15 protein-coding genes are annotated in these 16,421 nt (G+C 56.1%); 6 read left to right on the top strand and 9 right to left on the bottom strand.

What is annotated here, in order from left to right; genetic code table 11:
• Positions 1-301: 301 nt before the first annotated feature.
• On the top strand, positions 302-2,437 hold the full coding sequence (locus WLO31_RS17200; protein ID WP_435927836.1) for an ornithine decarboxylase: 2,136 nt from the start codon (positions 302-304) through the stop codon (positions 2,435-2,437).
• An 80-nt stretch (positions 2,438-2,517) separates the two neighbouring features.
• Here WLO31_RS17200 and WLO31_RS17195 read toward each other — a convergent pair whose 3' ends face one another.
• The 7 genes from WLO31_RS17195 to mutY all read right to left on the bottom strand — a co-directional run bounded on the left by WLO31_RS17195 (position 2,518) and on the right by mutY (position 11,763).
• Positions 2,518-3,882 (bottom strand): efflux transporter outer membrane subunit, encoded by a 1,365-nt coding sequence (locus tag WLO31_RS17195; protein ID WP_435930656.1) that lies wholly within the window; start codon positions 3,880-3,882, stop codon positions 2,518-2,520.
• Positions 3,882-6,992 carry an efflux RND transporter permease subunit gene (locus WLO31_RS17190; RefSeq protein ID WP_435927835.1) on the bottom strand — a complete coding sequence of 1,037 codons (3,111 nt, stop codon included), beginning with the start codon at positions 6,990-6,992 and terminating at the stop codon, positions 3,882-3,884. Before WLO31_RS17190 ends, WLO31_RS17195 begins: the two co-directional genes overlap by 1 nt.
• Positions 6,992-8,110: an efflux RND transporter periplasmic adaptor subunit gene (locus WLO31_RS17185; protein ID WP_435927834.1), complete on the bottom strand. Its 1,119-nt coding sequence runs from the start codon at positions 8,108-8,110 to the stop codon at positions 6,992-6,994. The genes WLO31_RS17190 and WLO31_RS17185 overlap by 1 nt, the downstream gene beginning before the upstream one ends.
• A 140-nt stretch (positions 8,111-8,250) precedes the next feature.
• Positions 8,251-8,820: a TetR/AcrR family transcriptional regulator gene (locus WLO31_RS17180; RefSeq protein ID WP_435927833.1), complete on the bottom strand. Its 570-nt coding sequence runs from the start codon at positions 8,818-8,820 to the stop codon at positions 8,251-8,253.
• 296 nt (positions 8,821-9,116) lie between these two features.
• Positions 9,117-10,193: a membrane-bound lytic murein transglycosylase MltC gene (mltC, locus tag WLO31_RS17175; protein WP_435930655.1), complete on the bottom strand. Its 1,077-nt coding sequence runs from the start codon at positions 10,191-10,193 to the stop codon at positions 9,117-9,119.
• A gap of 206 nt (positions 10,194-10,399) precedes the next feature.
• Positions 10,400-10,672 carry an oxidative damage protection protein gene (locus WLO31_RS17170; protein WP_435927832.1) on the bottom strand — a complete coding sequence of 91 codons (273 nt, stop codon included), beginning with the start codon at positions 10,670-10,672 and terminating at the stop codon, positions 10,400-10,402.
• Positions 10,673-10,674: 2 nt separating this feature from the next.
• A complete protein-coding gene (mutY, locus tag WLO31_RS17165) occupies positions 10,675-11,763 on the bottom strand; it encodes an A/G-specific adenine glycosylase (protein ID WP_435927831.1) in 1,089 nt (362 codons plus the stop codon).
• Between the two features lie 154 nt (positions 11,764-11,917).
• Between mutY and trmB the strand changes: the two genes are divergently transcribed.
• From trmB to WLO31_RS17140, 5 genes are all read left to right on the top strand, one after another.
• The gene (gene trmB / locus WLO31_RS17160; RefSeq protein WP_435927830.1) at positions 11,918-12,637 is read left to right on the top strand and encodes a tRNA (guanosine(46)-N7)-methyltransferase TrmB; all 720 of its coding nucleotides are present in this window, start codon (positions 11,918-11,920) and stop codon (positions 12,635-12,637) included.
• Positions 12,637-12,963, top strand: a complete 327-nt coding sequence (locus tag WLO31_RS17155) for a YggL family protein (RefSeq protein WP_435927829.1) — start codon at positions 12,637-12,639, stop codon at positions 12,961-12,963. The genes trmB and WLO31_RS17155 overlap by 1 nt, the downstream gene beginning before the upstream one ends.
• Positions 12,964-13,016: 53 nt before the next feature.
• Positions 13,017-13,733 carry a DUF2884 domain-containing protein gene (locus WLO31_RS17150; RefSeq protein WP_435927828.1) on the top strand — a complete coding sequence of 239 codons (717 nt, stop codon included), beginning with the start codon at positions 13,017-13,019 and terminating at the stop codon, positions 13,731-13,733.
• A 165-nt stretch (positions 13,734-13,898) separates the two neighbouring features.
• Positions 13,899-14,135 (top strand): hypothetical protein, encoded by a 237-nt coding sequence (locus tag WLO31_RS17145; RefSeq protein ID WP_435927827.1) that lies wholly within the window; start codon positions 13,899-13,901, stop codon positions 14,133-14,135.
• Positions 14,136-14,152: 17 nt separating this feature from the next.
• Positions 14,153-14,605 carry a hypothetical protein gene (locus tag WLO31_RS17140; RefSeq protein ID WP_435927826.1) on the top strand — a complete coding sequence of 151 codons (453 nt, stop codon included), beginning with the start codon at positions 14,153-14,155 and terminating at the stop codon, positions 14,603-14,605.
• 76 nt (positions 14,606-14,681) lie between these two features.
• On the opposite strand, the gene hemW is transcribed toward WLO31_RS17140, so the two are convergent.
• Positions 14,682-15,818 (bottom strand): radical SAM family heme chaperone HemW, encoded by a 1,137-nt coding sequence (gene hemW / locus WLO31_RS17135; protein WP_435927825.1) that lies wholly within the window; start codon positions 15,816-15,818, stop codon positions 14,682-14,684.
• Positions 15,811-16,404, bottom strand: coding sequence for an XTP/dITP diphosphatase (locus tag WLO31_RS17130; protein WP_435927824.1), 594 nt, complete (start codon positions 16,402-16,404; stop codon positions 15,811-15,813). The genes hemW and WLO31_RS17130 overlap by 8 nt, the downstream gene beginning before the upstream one ends.
• Positions 16,405-16,421 lie beyond the last annotated feature (17 nt).

Below are 16,421 nucleotides of genomic sequence, written 5' to 3'. Positions count from 1 at the left end.
GGAATTTTACGCATGCAACGGGGCGCTTATTGATGTTCACAGTCAGTATTCACCGACATCTCTCGATGGCGCTCGTTCCCCTTTCCGCGCTCTCCCGAAGACCCTCGCCCACTATGCGGTGAAGGCAAGGCACGCTCACTGCAGGACAACAGTAAAATCAGGTGACGCGGCCTGGTTTTACTGATGTCTGGCGGCCGGAGTGGTTACCTCCAGAAGTTCCGCAAGACGCATTCGCCGGGGAGACGATCCCTTTGCCGTGCCTTCAGGCACTCACTCATCCTAAGCTCTGGGATTTGTGCATATGAAATCATTGAAAATTGCCGCCAGCCACGACGTGGTTGCCACGCTTTCCACCCATCGTGAAGTGGTCGCGCTCGACGCAACCGATTTTACCGATGTTGCGGCGGTCGTGCTCTCAGTTGCAGACAGCCGCTGCGGCATTCTGGCGTTGCTTAAACGCACGGGCTTTAACCTTCCGGTCTTTTTAGTTTCCGAAACCCAGCCGGATGAACAGGCTGATTTTACCGGCGTTATCACCGGTAAAGCGCAGGATTATCTGGAACTGGAAACCGCGGCCGTTGCGTATGAAGAGAGCCTGCTGCCGCCGTTCTTCGATACGCTGACTAAATACGTGGCGATGGAAAACAGCACCTTTGCATGCCCTGGCCATCAGCACGGCGAGTTTTTCAGGAAGCATCCCGCCGGGCGTCAGTTCTATGATTTCTTCGGCGAGAACGTATTCCGCGCTGATATGTGCAACGCGGACGTGAAGCTGGGTGATTTACTGATCCATGAAGGATCGGCAAAGCATGCGCAGAAATTTGCCGCCAGAGTGTTTCACGCCGACAAAACTTATTTCGTGCTCAACGGCACTTCGGCCGCTAATAAAGTGGTGACCAATGCGCTGCTTACTCGTGGCGACCTCGTGCTGTTCGACCGCAATAACCATAAATCCAACCACCACGGCGCGTTGATTCAGGCGGGCGCGACGCCGGTCTATCTTGAAGCGGCGCGTAACCCGTTTGGCTTTATCGGCGGCATTGATGCGCACTGTTTTGACGATGCATACCTGCGAAATTTAATCAGCGAAGTGGCGCCGGATCGTGCGCAGGATGAACGCCCGTTCCGCCTTGCGGTTATCCAGCTCGGCACCTATGACGGCACCGTTTATAACGCGCGGCAGGTGGTGGACAAAATCGGCTACCTTTGCGATTACATCCTCTTTGACTCCGCCTGGGTCGGCTACGAACAGTTCATACCGATGATGGCGGACTGCTCGCCGTTGCTGCTGGAGCTTAATGAAAAGGATCCGGGGATTTTTGTCACCCAGTCGGTGCACAAGCAGCAGGCCGGCTTCTCGCAGACTTCGCAGATCCACAAAAAAGATAACCATCTCCGCGGCCAGGCGCGATTCTGCCCGCATAAGCGCCTGAACAACGCTTTTATGCTGCACGCCTCCACCAGCCCGTTTTACCCGCTTTTTGCGGCGCTGGACGTGAATGCCAAAATTCATGAAGGGGAGAGCGGCCGCCGCCTGTGGGCAGAATGTGTGGCGCTTGGGATCGAAGCGCGCAAGGCGATCGTCGCCAACTGCAAAATGATCAAACCCTTTATTCCGCCGGTTGTGGCAGGCAGGCCGTGGCAGGATCATCCTACGGATATCATTGCTCAGGAACGTCGCTTCTTCAGTTTTGAGCCCGGTGAAAGCTGGCACGGTTTTGAAGGTTATGAGAAAGACGAATATTTTGTCGATCCCTGTAAGCTGCTGTTGACCACGCCGGGAATAGATCCACAAACTGGCCGTTACGCTGAATTTGGCATTCCGGCTGCGATCCTCGCAAACTACCTGCGTGAAAACGGCGTGGTGCCGGAAAAAGCGGACCTCAACTCGATCCTGTTCCTGCTGACGCCTGCGGAAAGTACGGAAAAAATGGCGCGGCTGGTGGCGATGCTTGCGCAGTTTGAACAGCACATTGAAGATGACACGCCGCTTGCCGAGGTGCTGCCGACTATCTACCAGAAATATTCCGTGCGTTATAAAGATTACACGCTGCGCCAGCTCTGCCAGGAGATGCACGATCTCTACGTCAGCTTTGAAGTAAAAGATCTGCAAAAATCGATGTTCCGCAAAACCAGCCTGCCGCCGGTAGCGATGAACCCGCAGGATGCTCACAGCGAGTTTATCCGCGGCAACGTCGAGCTGGTGCGTTTAAGCCAGGCGGAAGGGCGCATTGCCGCAGAAGGCGCATTGCCGTATCCGCCGGGCGTGCTTTGCGTGGTGCCGGGTGAAATCTGGGGAAGCGCCGCGCTGCGTTATTTCCTGGCGCTGGAGGAGGGCGTAAACATGCTGCCGGGCTTTTCACCGGAGCTGCAGGGCGTTTACAGCGAAACGGATGCGGACGGCATTAAGCGTTTGTACGGCTATATGGTGAAGTAAGGGTACTCAGCCGTCTTAATAAACGGCTCTGGTTGCTGACTTCTGTAAACCTTGCCGGGCATAGCCGCCCGGCCTGGCCGTTACTGAACGCCGCCGCCGAGCGACTGCCAGAGAGTGACGCGGTTTTCGAAATCGGTTTGTTGCAGCGCAATCAGCGATTCCTGCGCCGACCACAGCGACCGCCGTGCGGTCAGCACCGTCAGATAATCTCCCGCGCCAGCCTGATAGCTGCGCTTCGCCACATCCAAAGTTTTTTGCTCCGCCGCCACGTATTCGCGCTGGGCGTCGAGTTGCTCGCTCAGCGTTTCACGGCGCGCCAGCGCGTCGGCTACGTCTTTAAACGCGCTCTGAATAGTTTTCTCGTAGGTGGCGATCAACCCTTTTTTCTCCGCTTCGGCATAGCGCAGCTGCGCCATATTATTGCCGCCGCTAAACAGCGGCAGGGTGACAGACGGCGCGAAAGACCAGACTTTCATGCCGTGGCTGAACAGCGATGAAAGGGAATTGCTGCCGACGCCTGCGCTTGCGGTGAGCGAAATGGTCGGGAAGAAATTGGCCCGTGCCGCGCCAATATTAGCGTTGGCGCTTTGCAGGTTATGCTCGGCTTCCTGAATATCCGGACGGCGCAGCAGCGTACCCGAGCTCACGCCTGCCGGGATCAGCGTAATGGCATTATCGCTCAGGCTTTCCAGCGTGCCGGGCAGCAGAGCATCCGGCACCGTGTCGCCAGCCAGCAGATTCAGCGCATTTTTGTCCTGCATCACTAACGTCTGGTAGCTTGCCACGCTGGCGCGCGCCTGCTGGTAAACCGCCATCGCTTCACTTACGTCTGTTGCCGCAGCGACACCAACTTCCCGCCGGCGTTTAACGATTTTTAACGAATCGGCCGCGCTTTCCATGGTGGATTTCGCCAGCGCCAGATTGCTGTTATCCGCCGCCAGAGTTATCCAGGCGCTGGTCAGTTCGCTAATCATCGTCAGACGGGTGTTCTGCGCGGTGAACTCGCTGGCAAGCCAGGTCTCGCGTGCCGCGCGCGACAGGCTCTGGTTGCGGCCGAACAAATCCAGTTCAAAACTGGAAACCGCGCCGTTGGCCTCATCGCTGGTGGTTACCCCGCTTGCCAGGGTACGGCTGCGGGTATGGCTCAGCTCCGCATCCACCGTCGGGAATAAGGACGAGCGCGTTTCGCCATACTGGGCGCGGGCGGCATCGATATCGGCAATCGCTTTTTGTACGTCGCGGTTGCTATCAAGCGCCATAGCGACCACGCTTTTCAGCCGCGCGTCGTTCACCACCTGCTGCCAGTTGCTGATCACCGTCGTGGCTTCGCCATGATTGCCGGGAAGCGTTGCCGGGATGGGCGCAGCGGGGCGCTGGTACGTTGGGTCCAGCGACACACAACCCGCGCTCAGCAGCGCAAGAACTAATACGGAAAGTCGGAACATCATTGCCTCCAGGCGCGGTGTTTACCGGAGAAAAGACGTTTCACCAGTACAAAGAATAAAGGAACGAAGAAAATGGCCAGCAGCGTCGCCGCCAGCGTCCCGCCGATAATGCCGGTGCCGATCGCCACGCGGCTGTTGGCGCCCGCGCCGGATGCTATAGCCAGCGGCGTGACGCCTGCGATAAACGCCAGTGAGGTCATAATTATCGGACGCAGGCGTGTCTGAGCGGCGCGTAACGCGGCTCGCGACAGGGAATAGCCTTCGTTTACCGCCGCTTCGGCAAACTCGACGATCAGAATGGCGTTTTTCGACGACAGGCCGATTGTGGTCAGCAGCGCCACCTGGAAGTAAACGTCGTTATTCAGGCCGCGCATCCATGCCGCCAGCGCCGCGCCCAGCACGCCAAGCGGGATCACCAGAATGACGGAGATCGGCACCGACCAGCTCTCGTACAGCGCCGCCAGGCACAGGAACACCACCAGAATCGAGATGGCATACAGGCTCACCGCCTGGCCGCTCGCCAGTTTTTCCTGCAGGGACAAACCGCTCCACGCCCAGGTCGTGCCGGAGGGGAGACTGTTCGCCAGTTTTTCCATGCTGGTCATTGCCGTCCCGGAGCTGGAGCCGCTGGCATTCTCGCCCTGGATTTCATAGGCCGCCGAGCCGTTGTAGCGCACCAGGCTTTCCGGGCCGTATTCCCAGCGGGTGGTGGCAAAAGCGGAGAACGGCGTCATGCTGTCGTCGCTGCCGCGAACAAACCACTTATTGAGATCTGACGGCGCGGCTCGGTAATCGCTATCGCCCTGCAGGTAGACCTTTTTCACCCGGCCGCGATCGATAAAGTCGTTCACGTAGGTGCCGCCCCAGGCGCTGGAGAGGGTGCTGGTGACGTCGCTCAGGGAGAGCCCCAGCGACACGGCTTTGTTGTTGTCGATATCCACCTGTAGCTGCGGCATCTGCGGCAGATCGTTGGCGCGCACGGCTTGCAGCGAAGCGTCCTGATTCGCGCTGGCAATGAGCTGGTTGCGCATTTTCAGCAGCGTATCGCGATCGGTTCCGCCCGTGGCCAGCAGTTCAAAGGTAAAGCCGTTGCTTTGGCCAAGGCCGTCTACCGACGGCGGCGTCATGGCAAAGATGGTGGCATCGCGGATGGCGCCCAGCTCTTTACTCGCGCGCAGCGCAATCGCCTGGGCGGTGTTCTCTTCGCCTTTGCGCTCTGACCAGTTTTTCAGCGACACAAACGCCATCCCGGCATTCTGGCCGCTACCGCTAAAGCTGAAGCCTTCGACGGTAAAGATAACGTTGGTGTTGTCTTTCTCTTTATTAAGGAACCAGTCGGTCACTTTGCGGCTCAACTCGGCGGTACGCACCGCCGTTGCGCCGGCGGGCAGGGTATACTGCACCATGATTTCGCCCTGGTCCTCGCTGGGCAGGAAGCTGCCCGGCAGTTTCCACATCGCCAGCGCCATCGCGCCGCAGAGCACTATGAACACCGCCATCACGCTGCCGGAGCGGCGTAAAACGCGCAGCACGCGGTGCTGATAGCCGTGCTCGGTTTTGCCGTAAAAGCGGTTAAACGCGCCGAAGAAGCCTTTTTTATGCGGCGGCGTGTGGTTAAGAATACTGCCGCACAGGGCAGGCGTCAGGGTCAGCGCCACCACCACGGAGAGCAGCATCGCCGAGATAATGGTGACCGAAAACTGGCGGTAGATAACGCCCGTCGAGCCGCCGAAGAACGCCATCGGCAGGAATACGGCCGAGAGCACCAGCGCAATCGCCACCAGCGCGCCTGAGATTTCACCCATCGATTTTTCAGTGGCTTCCCGGGCGGGCAGCCCTTCGTCGCGCATAATACGCTCGACGTTTTCCACCACCACGATGGCGTCGTCCACCAGCAGGCCTATCGCCAGCACCATCGCAAACAACGTCAGGGTATTGATGGAGTAGCCAAACAGCGCCAGCACGCCGAACGTACCGAGCAATACTACCGGCACCGCCAGCGCCGGGATCAGCGTGGCGCGGATGTTTTGCAGGAACAGATACATCACCACCACTACCAGAATGATGGCTTCAAACAGCGTCTGAATGACGTCCTCAACGGAGATTTTGATGAATTCAGTGCTGTCCTTCGGATAGGCGACGTCATAGCCTTCCGGCATCGCGCGTTTGAATTCGGCGATTTTCTCTTTTACCGCCGTCGCCGTGCTGAGCGCGTTCGCGCCCGGCGAGAGCATCACCGCCACGCCGGCTGCCGGATGACCGTTCAGCTTCGCGGTCGCGGTATAATCTTCGCTGCCCATCTCCACGCGGGCCACGTCGCCGATGCGCACCACCGCGCCGCTGGTCTGGCTTTTGATGATGATGTTTTTAAACTGCTCGACGTTTTGCAGACGCGACTGGGCACGCACGGTTGCGGTGAGCTGCTGGGCCGAAGAAGAGGGCAGCGCGCCGATTTTACCCGCTGAAACCTGCACGTTTTGCGCTTCAATCGCGCTTTGCACGTCGGACGGCATCAGCGAGTAAGATGCCAGCTTCGCCGGATCGAGCCATATACGCATGGCGTATTCCGCGCCGAACACCTGCAGGCTCCCGACGCCTTCAACGCGCGCCAGCGGGTCCTGCACGTTGCTCACCAGCCAGTCGGCGATATCAGAGCTGCTGGCTTTGTCGGTTTTGTCATACACGCCCATAATCAGCAGGAAGTTGCTCTGGGATTTCACCACCGTGATACCCGCCTGCTGCACTTCGCTCGGCAGGCGTGGCTCGGCCTGCTGCACTTTGTTTTGCACCTGTACCTGAGCGGTATCCGGATCGGTGCCCTGCTCGAAGGTGACGTTGATGCTCACCGTGCCATCGGAGCTGCTGGTGGAGGTGAAATAGAGCAGGTTATCCAGCCCGGTAAGCTGCTGCTCGATAACCTGAGTCACGCTGTTTTCCAGCGTCTGCGCCGAAGCGCCGGTGTAGGTGGCGGAGATTTTCACCGATGGCGGCGCAACGTCCGGATACTGTGCCACGGGCAGCGTGCGGATCGCCAGAATCCCGGCGAGCATAATCAGAATGGCAATCACCCATGCAAAGACCGGGCGACGGACAAAGAAACGGGAAAACATCAGGCGTCTCCTCCGCTCTCTTTTATCTCTTCGGCTTTGACTTTCTGTCCTGCGGCGACTTTGTCTGTACCTTCGACAATCAGCTTATCGCCGGCTTTCAGCCCGCTCAGCACCAGCCATTTATCGCCATAGGTGTCGCCGGTTTGCAAAGTGCGTTGTTCGACTTTATTGCTGGCGTTCACCACCAGCGCGGTGGCGTTTCCTTTGGCGTCGCGGGTTACGCCCTGCTGAGGCGCGAGAATGGCGTCGTTCATAATGCCTTCATCCACTTTGGCACGCACAAACATTCCCGGCAGGAGCTGTTGTTCGGGGTTGGGAAACACGGCGCGCAGCGTGACTGAACCGGTAGATTCATCCACCGCGACTTCCGTCAGCGCAAGGCGGCCTTTTTCGCTGTAGGTGCTGCCATCTTCCAGAATCAGCGATACGCTCAGGGTATCGCTGTCTGAAGAGAGAGCCTGCTTGCGCAAACGCAGCAGATCGGCGCTGGTTCGCGTCAAATCGACGTACATACTGTCCAGCCCGCGAATGGTGGCGAGCGCGGTCTCCTGTTGAGCGGTCACCAGCGCGCCTGGCGTGACCGAAGAGATACCAATACGTCCACTAATGGGAGCGGTAACCGTTGTCCAGTTGAGATTGATGCGTGCGCTCTCCAGCGCCGCTTTTTTCGATTCCACGCTGGCTTTGTCCTGCGCGCAGGTAGCCTTAGCATCTTCCGCATCCTGACGCGACACGCCGTCATCTTTTACCAGTTGCGCGTAGCGCCGGGCTTTCTGGCATTCAGCCTGTACCAGCGACTGCGCCTGCTCTAACGCTGCGGCGGCTTCGTCATACGCAGCGCGATAGCTGGCGGGGTCGATTTGGTACAGCTTTTGTCCGGCTTTAACGGTATCGCCTTCATTAAAAAGCCGTTTCTGAATAATGCCCCCGACCTGCGGACGGACTTCCGCGCTGAGCGTCGCGGCGGTACGGCCGATTAGCTGGCTGGTCACCGCAACCGGCTGGCTGGTTAAAGTAACAACGCCGACTTCAGGGAGCGAGTCGGGCGTTGCGGGTTGTGTATTATCGCAGCCGCTGAGGAGGAATAATGCCGCGATGGACAGGGTTATATATTTCATATTTTTTCCAGAATAAACAACACCCTTCCCACTAATGTATCGCGGGGGCAAAGGTTATTTGAAAGTATCGTAATAGGGTGCACCCACTATTAATGGCAACAAAAAATAGAGGGTTATTTTACCCGGTTAATTTTTTGCCCTTAATTAGCATCCAGAAGCATATTAATTATTTTCCGGTAACGTTTTTCGAGGAGTTCCGCCGAGGCTTTTTGCAATGTCAGGCGGCGATAAAGGGTGCCCTCCACCATTACCGCCATGATCTCCACGCAGCAGTGAATTTGTTCTTCGCTAAGATGCGGGTACTGCTTTTTTAAAGATTCGCAGGCGTTGGCGAACATGCGCGCATCGGCTTCGGCGAGCATCGAAGCGACCAGCGGATTCCTTGTAGCCTCCGCGGACATCTCAAGCATCAGCTTATCGTCGTCTTCGTTCAACGATTGCCGCCAGGCCAGGATCTGCGGCATGCGATCGATCTGTATCTTGCCTTCGATCTCAGCGATGCGGGAGTCAATGATGCGGCGCACCATCTCTTCGATAATGGCGTCTTTGTTGCTGAAATAGCGGTAGATTTGTCCAACGCTTAACTTTGCTTCGCCGGCGATCTGCGACATGCTGGCCGCGTGAAACCCGCTTGCGCAAAAGCAGCGGCGTGCCGCGACGATGATTTCGTCCTGGCGTAATCTCTGACGTTCTTCGAGCTTCATAATCATCTTCTGTCCATCTTCCTTAAAGTGAGAATGATCGTTCTCACTTATGCTTATTATAATTTTTTGCGCCATCATGTGAAGCAATATTGCCGGCAATTTTTTGAACGAATGTTTCTGAAAGGAAATAATGGAGAGATTATGGAGTTATTAAAAAATAAAGTTGTATGCTTTATTTAATTGCACATAAGAATATGACGGTTATTGAAAGGCGCGCGCGAATATCAGGATTTTCGGTTTTTCGCGCAGCTTTGTGTGTGGCGATAAAAATCCCCCGTATAGTTTACGGGGGAGCGTTTTAACTAACGTCTGCGATAGCTCTTCTGCGCCGTATTTACTTTATACAGATAACGGCGCGATTCAGAAGAAGGATGACGCGTGGTTAGCGTCTGGTAAACGTCGTCGGCACCCATGCTATTGATGATGCTGAAGGCTCGCTGTTTATCGCTGTTAAACACCCGCAGCACGCTGCCTGCGCCGCCGTTGTACGCGGTGATGACGGCATAGCGACGGGAGGTGGGGTTATTAATGCCGCCCAGATAGCTCTGTTGTAAAATCGCAAGATACGCGGTGCCGGTATCGATATTGCTTTCCGGATCGAACAGGTAGCTGCGGCTTGGTTTGCCCCATTTTCCCTGCGCTTTAAACACGTCCACGCCCGCGCTGTGCTGCACGACCTGCATCAGGCCGAGCGCATCGGCATGGCTTACCGCATACGGGTTAAAGCTCGATTCGGTTTGCATAATCGCCAGGATCAGCGACTCGTCCACGCCATATTTTTTCGAGGCTTTCCGCACCATACCGATATATTTATGCGCACGCTTATCAAGGTGGTTCGGCACCAGGTTAATCGTGACGCTGTAAACGATTTTTAACCCTGCTTTGCGGCTTTTCAGGTGCGTTTGCAGCAAATAATCGGCGAATTTCGCAGCGCGCCCTTCCCAGCGGATAGGCTGACCGGTGTTATCAACGACCTGCCCGTAAAGGAACGGCATCTTCGAAATCAGCACGTCGTTGGCGTCGGAATAGAGATCGATTGAGCCGGGATCGTCACCCATCAGCAACGTAGAGACGATCGCCTGGCGCAGGTGCGCGGCGGGATCGGTACCGGCGATGGTTTCAACGGTAATGGTACCGTCATCAAAGTTGATGTGGCTGCGAGTCAGATACCGATCGGTGTACTTAACGTAGTCCTTAGGACCGGCGATCAGCACCTCTTTCATACCCCAGATATTTTCGATGTTATGGGCAAATTGCCCCATCAAAATATCAAATCCGTTAGTGTCCTTAACAAAAGCTTCGTTATAGGCATCTTCTTTTTTGCCTGAACACGAGATGAGCAGCGGGGCGACCAAAGCTAGCGCGAGAAATTTTTTCATCATTCCATGTAGGTGTTGGCGTGTTGTGGTTAGCAAAAAATGGCCGATGTCCTTTTCAGATTGATGCCAGACACCCGAAATGTATGGTTTTCAGGTGCCTGGGGTAAATCAGAAAGCATCATCCCTTATTTTTAAAAGTACCGGCAAAGCGACTTTTAACATCCCAGGACTTTGCCAGCAGACTCGAAAGGCCGATGACCCTTTTATTATTTTTCTGGCGGCGTGAAGCCTTCAATGTGGACTTCTTTGCCTTCGAACAGGAAGTTCACCATTTCGGCTTCCAGCGCTTTGCGGTGCTCCGGGTTCATCATGCTCATTTTGCGTTCGTTGATAAGCATGGTTTGTTTGGTCTGCCACTGCGCCCAGGCTTCTTTGGAAATCTCGTTATAGATGCGCTTGCCCAGCTCGCCCGGATAGAGCTGAAAGTCCTGGCCTTCGGCCTCGCGTTGCAGGTAGGTACAAAAAATTGTTCTGCTCATAATCATTCCTCTTCAAGAGCCCGGGCAGCGTTAATCACTACCGGCTCTGCATGTAATTGCTGTAACAGGCGCTCCACTGGGGCGGCCAGTCCAACGGAAGGCGGCTGCGCTAAGTTATACCAGAGAGCGGTTCCTTCATCCATGCATCCCGCGAATGAATGCACGGGAAGCCACATTGGCACAATATCCAGGTGGAAATGGCTAAACGTATGGCGGAAAGCGGTTAACTGCGTGAGATTATCGGCCGGAATATGGCGTTGCGCCAGCCACTCGCGCAGTTCTGCTTCGGTAGAGAACTGGGGGAAACAGTACAGGCCTCCCCATAAACCAACGGCGGGACGCTGCGCGAGAAACACCTCGTCCGCCTGCTGCATCATCAGCATATAGCCGGTGCGTTCCGGCAGCGTGACTTTCGGTTTTTTCCCCGGATAGTTTGCCCAGCTGTGGTTGGCATAAGCCACGCAGCCGTTGTTTAACGGGCAAAGTTCGCATTTGGGCTTCGAACGGGTGCAAACCATGGCGCCCAGATCCATCATCGCCTGGTTAAACTGGCTGACGCCCTCCGCGGGTGTGACCCGTTCGGCTATTTCCCACAGGCGTTTCTCCACATCCTTTTTGCCCGGCCAGCCTTCAATGGCATAGCAACGCGCAAGAACGCGTTTTACGTTGCCGTCCAGAATGGGGAAATGTTTGCCGAGCGACAGCGATAAAATCGCGCCGGCCGTAGAACGCCCAACGCCGGGCAGCGCCGCAACCTCATCAAAGGTTTCCGGGAAAACGCCGCCGTGCTGATTTGCGACCGTCTGCGCAGCCTTATGAAGATTGCGCGCACGTGCGTAGTAACCGAGGCCGGTCCACAAATGCAGAACCTCATCAAGCGGCGCACCGGCGAGATCCGTCACGGTCGGGAAACGCGCCATAAAGCGTTCAAAGTAAGGAATAACGGTGGTGACCTGCGTTTGTTGCAACATCACTTCCGAGAGCCATACTTTGTAAGGCGTCTTCTCTTGCTGCCAGGGCAGCGTTTTACGCCCGTACTTGTGGTACCAGTCAAGAACCTGGCGGGCGAATTGGGGCGCTTGTATCGTCAACGCGGGGCATCCGGCAAAGGGTTAAATCAGGGTGCCGATTCCAGCACAGACCACGGAGGGCTGTAAACCGGAACTTTCCTGTGCTTGTTCTTGCAACTGACCACTAACTTTGGATAATGCCCGTTTCCCGAACACTAACACGTAGCTAAAACCCATGAAGAATGACGTCATTTCACCGGAATTTAATGAAGAAGGCCGCGCGCTGCGCCGGATTCGGAGCTTTGTCCGCCGCCAGGGTCGCCTGACCAAAGGCCAGGAGCACGCGCTGGAAAATTACTGGCCGGTGATGGGCGTTGAATATGCAGCCGCGCCTGCCGATTTCGCCGCTCTGTTTGGCCGTGAAGCGCCGGTTACGCTGGAAATCGGTTTTGGTATGGGCTCGTCGCTTGTAGCTATGGCGCAGGCTTTGCCTGAGCAAAACTTCCTCGGCATCGAAGTGCACTCGCCGGGCGTGGGCGCCTGTCTGAGCACCGCGCATGAAGCGGGCGTCGATAACCTGCGCGTAATGTGCCACGACGCGGTGGAAGTGTTGGAAAACATGATTCCTGACAATTCTTTAAACATGGTTCAGCTCTTTTTCCCTGATCCATGGCACAAAGCGCGTCATAATAAACGCCGTATCGTGCAGGTGCCTTTTGCGGAGCTGGTGAAACGTAAACTGAAGCTGGGCGGCGTGTTTCATATGGCAACCGACTGGGAACCTTATGCTGAACACATGCTCGAAGTGATGTCTTCTATCGACGGTTACCAAAACCAGTCGGAGAGTAACGACTACGTACCGCGTCCGGATTCGCGTCCGGTGACCAAATTTGAACAGCGTGGCCATCGTCTTGGTCACGGCGTATGGGACTTAATGTTCGAGAGGGTAAAATAATGGCAAAAAATCGTAGCCGTCGTCTGCGTAAGAAAATGCATATCGACGAATTCCAGGAGCTGGGGTTCTCGGTTGCATGGCGTTTCCCGGAAGGCACCTCGGAAGAGCATATTAATAAAACGGTTGATGCATTTATTAATGATGCCATCGATAAAAACGGCCTCGCCTTTGACGGCGGCGGCCACCTGACATGGGATGGCCTCATCTGCATGCAGGAGACAGGCAAGTGTACCGAAGAGCATCAGGCTCTGGTGCGTAAATGGCTTGAAGAGCACAAGCTTGAAGACGTTCGTACCAGCGATCTCTTCGACGTCTGGTGGGATTGATAGTCAGTCTCTACGGGCCGGTTTAGCCGGCCCGTTTTTTATCTGGAGTAGCTATGATTCGTAAGGCTTTAATGGGCGTTCTGCTCCTCACCGCTTTGCAGGCGCAGGCCGATTATAAATGCAGCGTGAACCCGCGCGACGACGTGGTCATTAACCCGCAGTCCGTGCAGGTCGTTGGCGAGAACGGCAATTTAGTTATCGCCCCGGACGGCAGCCTGCAGTTTAACGGCAAGCCGCACACCTTAAATGCAACGCAGCGCCAGCTGGCGGTTAACTATCAGCGGGCATTGCGTACCGATCTGCCGTGGATTGACGCAGGCGCGCGTAGCCGCGTAGAAAAAGGCCGCGTAGCGCTGGATAAAATTATCGCGCAGGAAGTAGGCGAGAGCAGCAATATGCGTAGCCGCCTGACCAAACTGGATGCGCAGCTTAAAGAGCAGATGAACCGCATCATTGAACCTCGCCAGGACGGTTTAACCTTCCACTATAAAGCGATCGATCAGGTACGCGCCGACGGCCAGAACCTGGTAAACCAGGCGATGGGCGGCATCCTGCAGGACAGCATCAATGAGATGGGCGCCAAAGCGGTGCTTAAAGGCGGCGGCAACCCGTTACAGGGCGTATTGGGCAGCCTGGGCGGCCTGCAAACCTCGATTCAGAACGAGTGGAAAAATCAGGAAAAAGATTTTGAACAGTTTGGCCGCGACGTATGCAGCAAAGTGGTGACGCTGGAAGGCCAGCGTAAAGGGCTGGTTGAGACCCTGAAGTAATTTTAAGCGGCGGATGGCGCTACGCTTATCCGCCCTACAATTGCTAATCGTTACCGTGGGACGGATGGCGCTACGTTTATCCGTCCCGCAACTGCTAATCGTTACCGTGGAACGGATGGCGCTACGCTTAATCGTCATGCATTGCTAATTGTTACCGTGGAACGAATGGCGCTACGCTTATTCGCGCTGCAACTGCTAATCGTTCCCGTGGGACGGATGGCGCTACGTTTATCTGCCCTACAATTGCTAATCGTTACCGTGGAACGGATGGCGCTACGCTTATCCGCCCTGCAATTGCTAATCGTTACCGTGGAACGGATGGCGCTACGCTTATCCGCGCTGCAATTGCTAATCGTTCCCGTGGGACGGATGGCGCTACGCTTAATCGTCATGCATTGCTAATTGTTACCGTGGAACGAATGGCGCTACGCTTATTCGCGCTGCAATTGCTAATCGTTACCGTGAAACGGATGGCGCTACGCTTATCCGCCCTGCAATTGCTAATTGTTATCGCGGTATGGATGGGGCTACGCTTATCCGCCCTGCAACTGCTAACCGTTACCGTGGGACGGATGGGGCTACGCTTATCCGCGCTGCAACTGCTAATCGTTACCGTGGGATGGATGGGGCTACGCTTATCCGCCCTGCAACTGCTAATCGTTACCGTGAAACGGATGGCGCTACGCTTATTCGCGCTGCAATTGCTAATCGTTACCGTGGGACGGATGGCGCTACGCTTATCCGCCCTGCAATTGCTAATCGTTTCCGTGGGACGGATGGCGCTACGTTTATCTGCCCTACAATTGCTAATCGTTATCGTGAAACGGATGGCGCTACGCTTATCCGCTCTGCAATTACAGTCATTACCGTAGGACGGATTATCCGTCCTACAATTACTAAACTTTCCGTAGGGCGGATAAGCAACGCGCCATCCGCCATCTCTTTCAGTCACTCCGCCAGAAACAGCTCCAGCAGCGAGTTCAGAAACAGCTTGCCGTGTTCGGTTATCTGCCAGTGCTCCGCCGTCTCCATCAGGTAATCCTTCGCAATGGCTTCATCTAACTGCGGACGGATAACTGACTCATCAAGCCCGGTATATAGCCTGAATTCATTGCGCGGCGCGGCTTCCAGCAGGCGAAAGCGGTTCATAAAGAACTCGAATGGTTTATCGGCCTGTTCCACATCATGCTGGCGGTCGAGGTACTTGCCTTCCATATAGCCGCGCGGGTGACGTGTTTTGGCGGTTCGCAGAATACGCCCGTCTGCAAAGGTGATTTTACCGTGTGCGCCGCAGCCGATTCCCAGATAGTCTCCGAAGCGCCAGTAGTTCAGGTTGTGCTGGCACTGGTAGCCCGGTTTGGCGTAGGCGGAGGTTTCATACTGCCGATAGCCCGCGGCGGTCAGCAGCCTGTCGCCCTGTTCAAAAATATCCCACAGCGCGTCATCGTCCGGCAGTTTTGGCGGACGAGAACCGAACAGCGTATTCGGTTCGATGGTCAGCTGATACCAGGACAGGTGCGGGGGATTCAGCGCTATCGCCTGGCGCAGGTCGTCCAGCGCTTCTTCAAGCGACTGATCCGGCAGGCCGTGCATCAGATCAAGGTTAAAGCTGCGCAGGCCAAGGCCGCTTGCCAGATTCGCCGCTCGCTTTGCCTCACCTGAATCATGAATTCGTCCCAGACGCTTGAGCTTCGGCTCGCTGAAGCTTTGCACGCCGATTGAGATACGGTTCACGCCGGCGCGCTGATAGCCGTTGAAACGATCGGCCTCGACCGTGCCAGGGTTCGCTTCCATAGTAATTTCTGCATCTGCTGCCAGCGGCAGGCGCGTACGCACGCCGTCGAGCAGGGTTTGCATCGCCTCGCTTGAAAGCAAGCTTGGCGTACCGCCACCGATAAAGATGGTCTTTACTTCACGTCCTTGCGACATTGGCGCGTCGTTATCCAGATCGCGCAGCAGGTGGCTGACGTACTCATCATGCGGCACCTCGCCTTTGAGCGCGTGCGAGTTGAAGTCACAGTAGGGGCACTTCTGCACGCACCAGGGAATGTGAATATAAAGACTCAGGGGTGGCAGGTTAGCCATTTTTCATTGCTTCCAGTAACAGTTTCAACGCTTGTCCCCGGTGGGATATCGCGCGTTTCTCGTCGCGGGTTAGCTCCGCGGCGGTTTTGCCCTCGCCCGGGACAAAGAAGATTGGATCATAGCCAAAGCCGCCTGCGCCCGCGGCCTCGCGAGTGATTTCCCCGGCCCAGCTGCCGTGAAACACCAGCGGCGTTGGGTCTGCGGCATGGCGCATATAGACCAGCACGCAGTGGAACTGCGCCTGGCGCTGGTCGTCCGGCACGTCTTTGAGCGTAGCAAGCAGCTTCTCAAGATTTTGCTGGTCGGTGGCATCCTCGCCGGCGTAACGCGCGGAATAAATTCCCGGCGCGCCGTCAAGCATATCGACAGCCAGACCTGAGTCATCGGCAATAGCCGGCAGGCCTGTGACCTGCGCCGCGTGGCGGGCTTTGAGAATGGCGTTCTCAATAAAAGTCAGGCCGGTTTCTTCGGCGGACTCTACGCCCAGCTCGGTTTGCGCCACGACATCAAGACCAAAGTCGCGCAGTAAATCGGCGAGCTCGCGTACTTTACCGGCGTTACCGGTAGCGAGGACAACTTTTTGCATAGCGGGATCCTGTGAAA

The organism is Dryocola sharpae (genome assembly GCF_051307055.1).
Classification (GTDB): Bacteria; Pseudomonadota; Gammaproteobacteria; order Enterobacterales; family Enterobacteriaceae; genus Dryocola.
The sequence above is the reverse complement of the archived record's forward strand: the minus strand, read 5'-3'. Positions and strand labels throughout refer to the sequence as shown.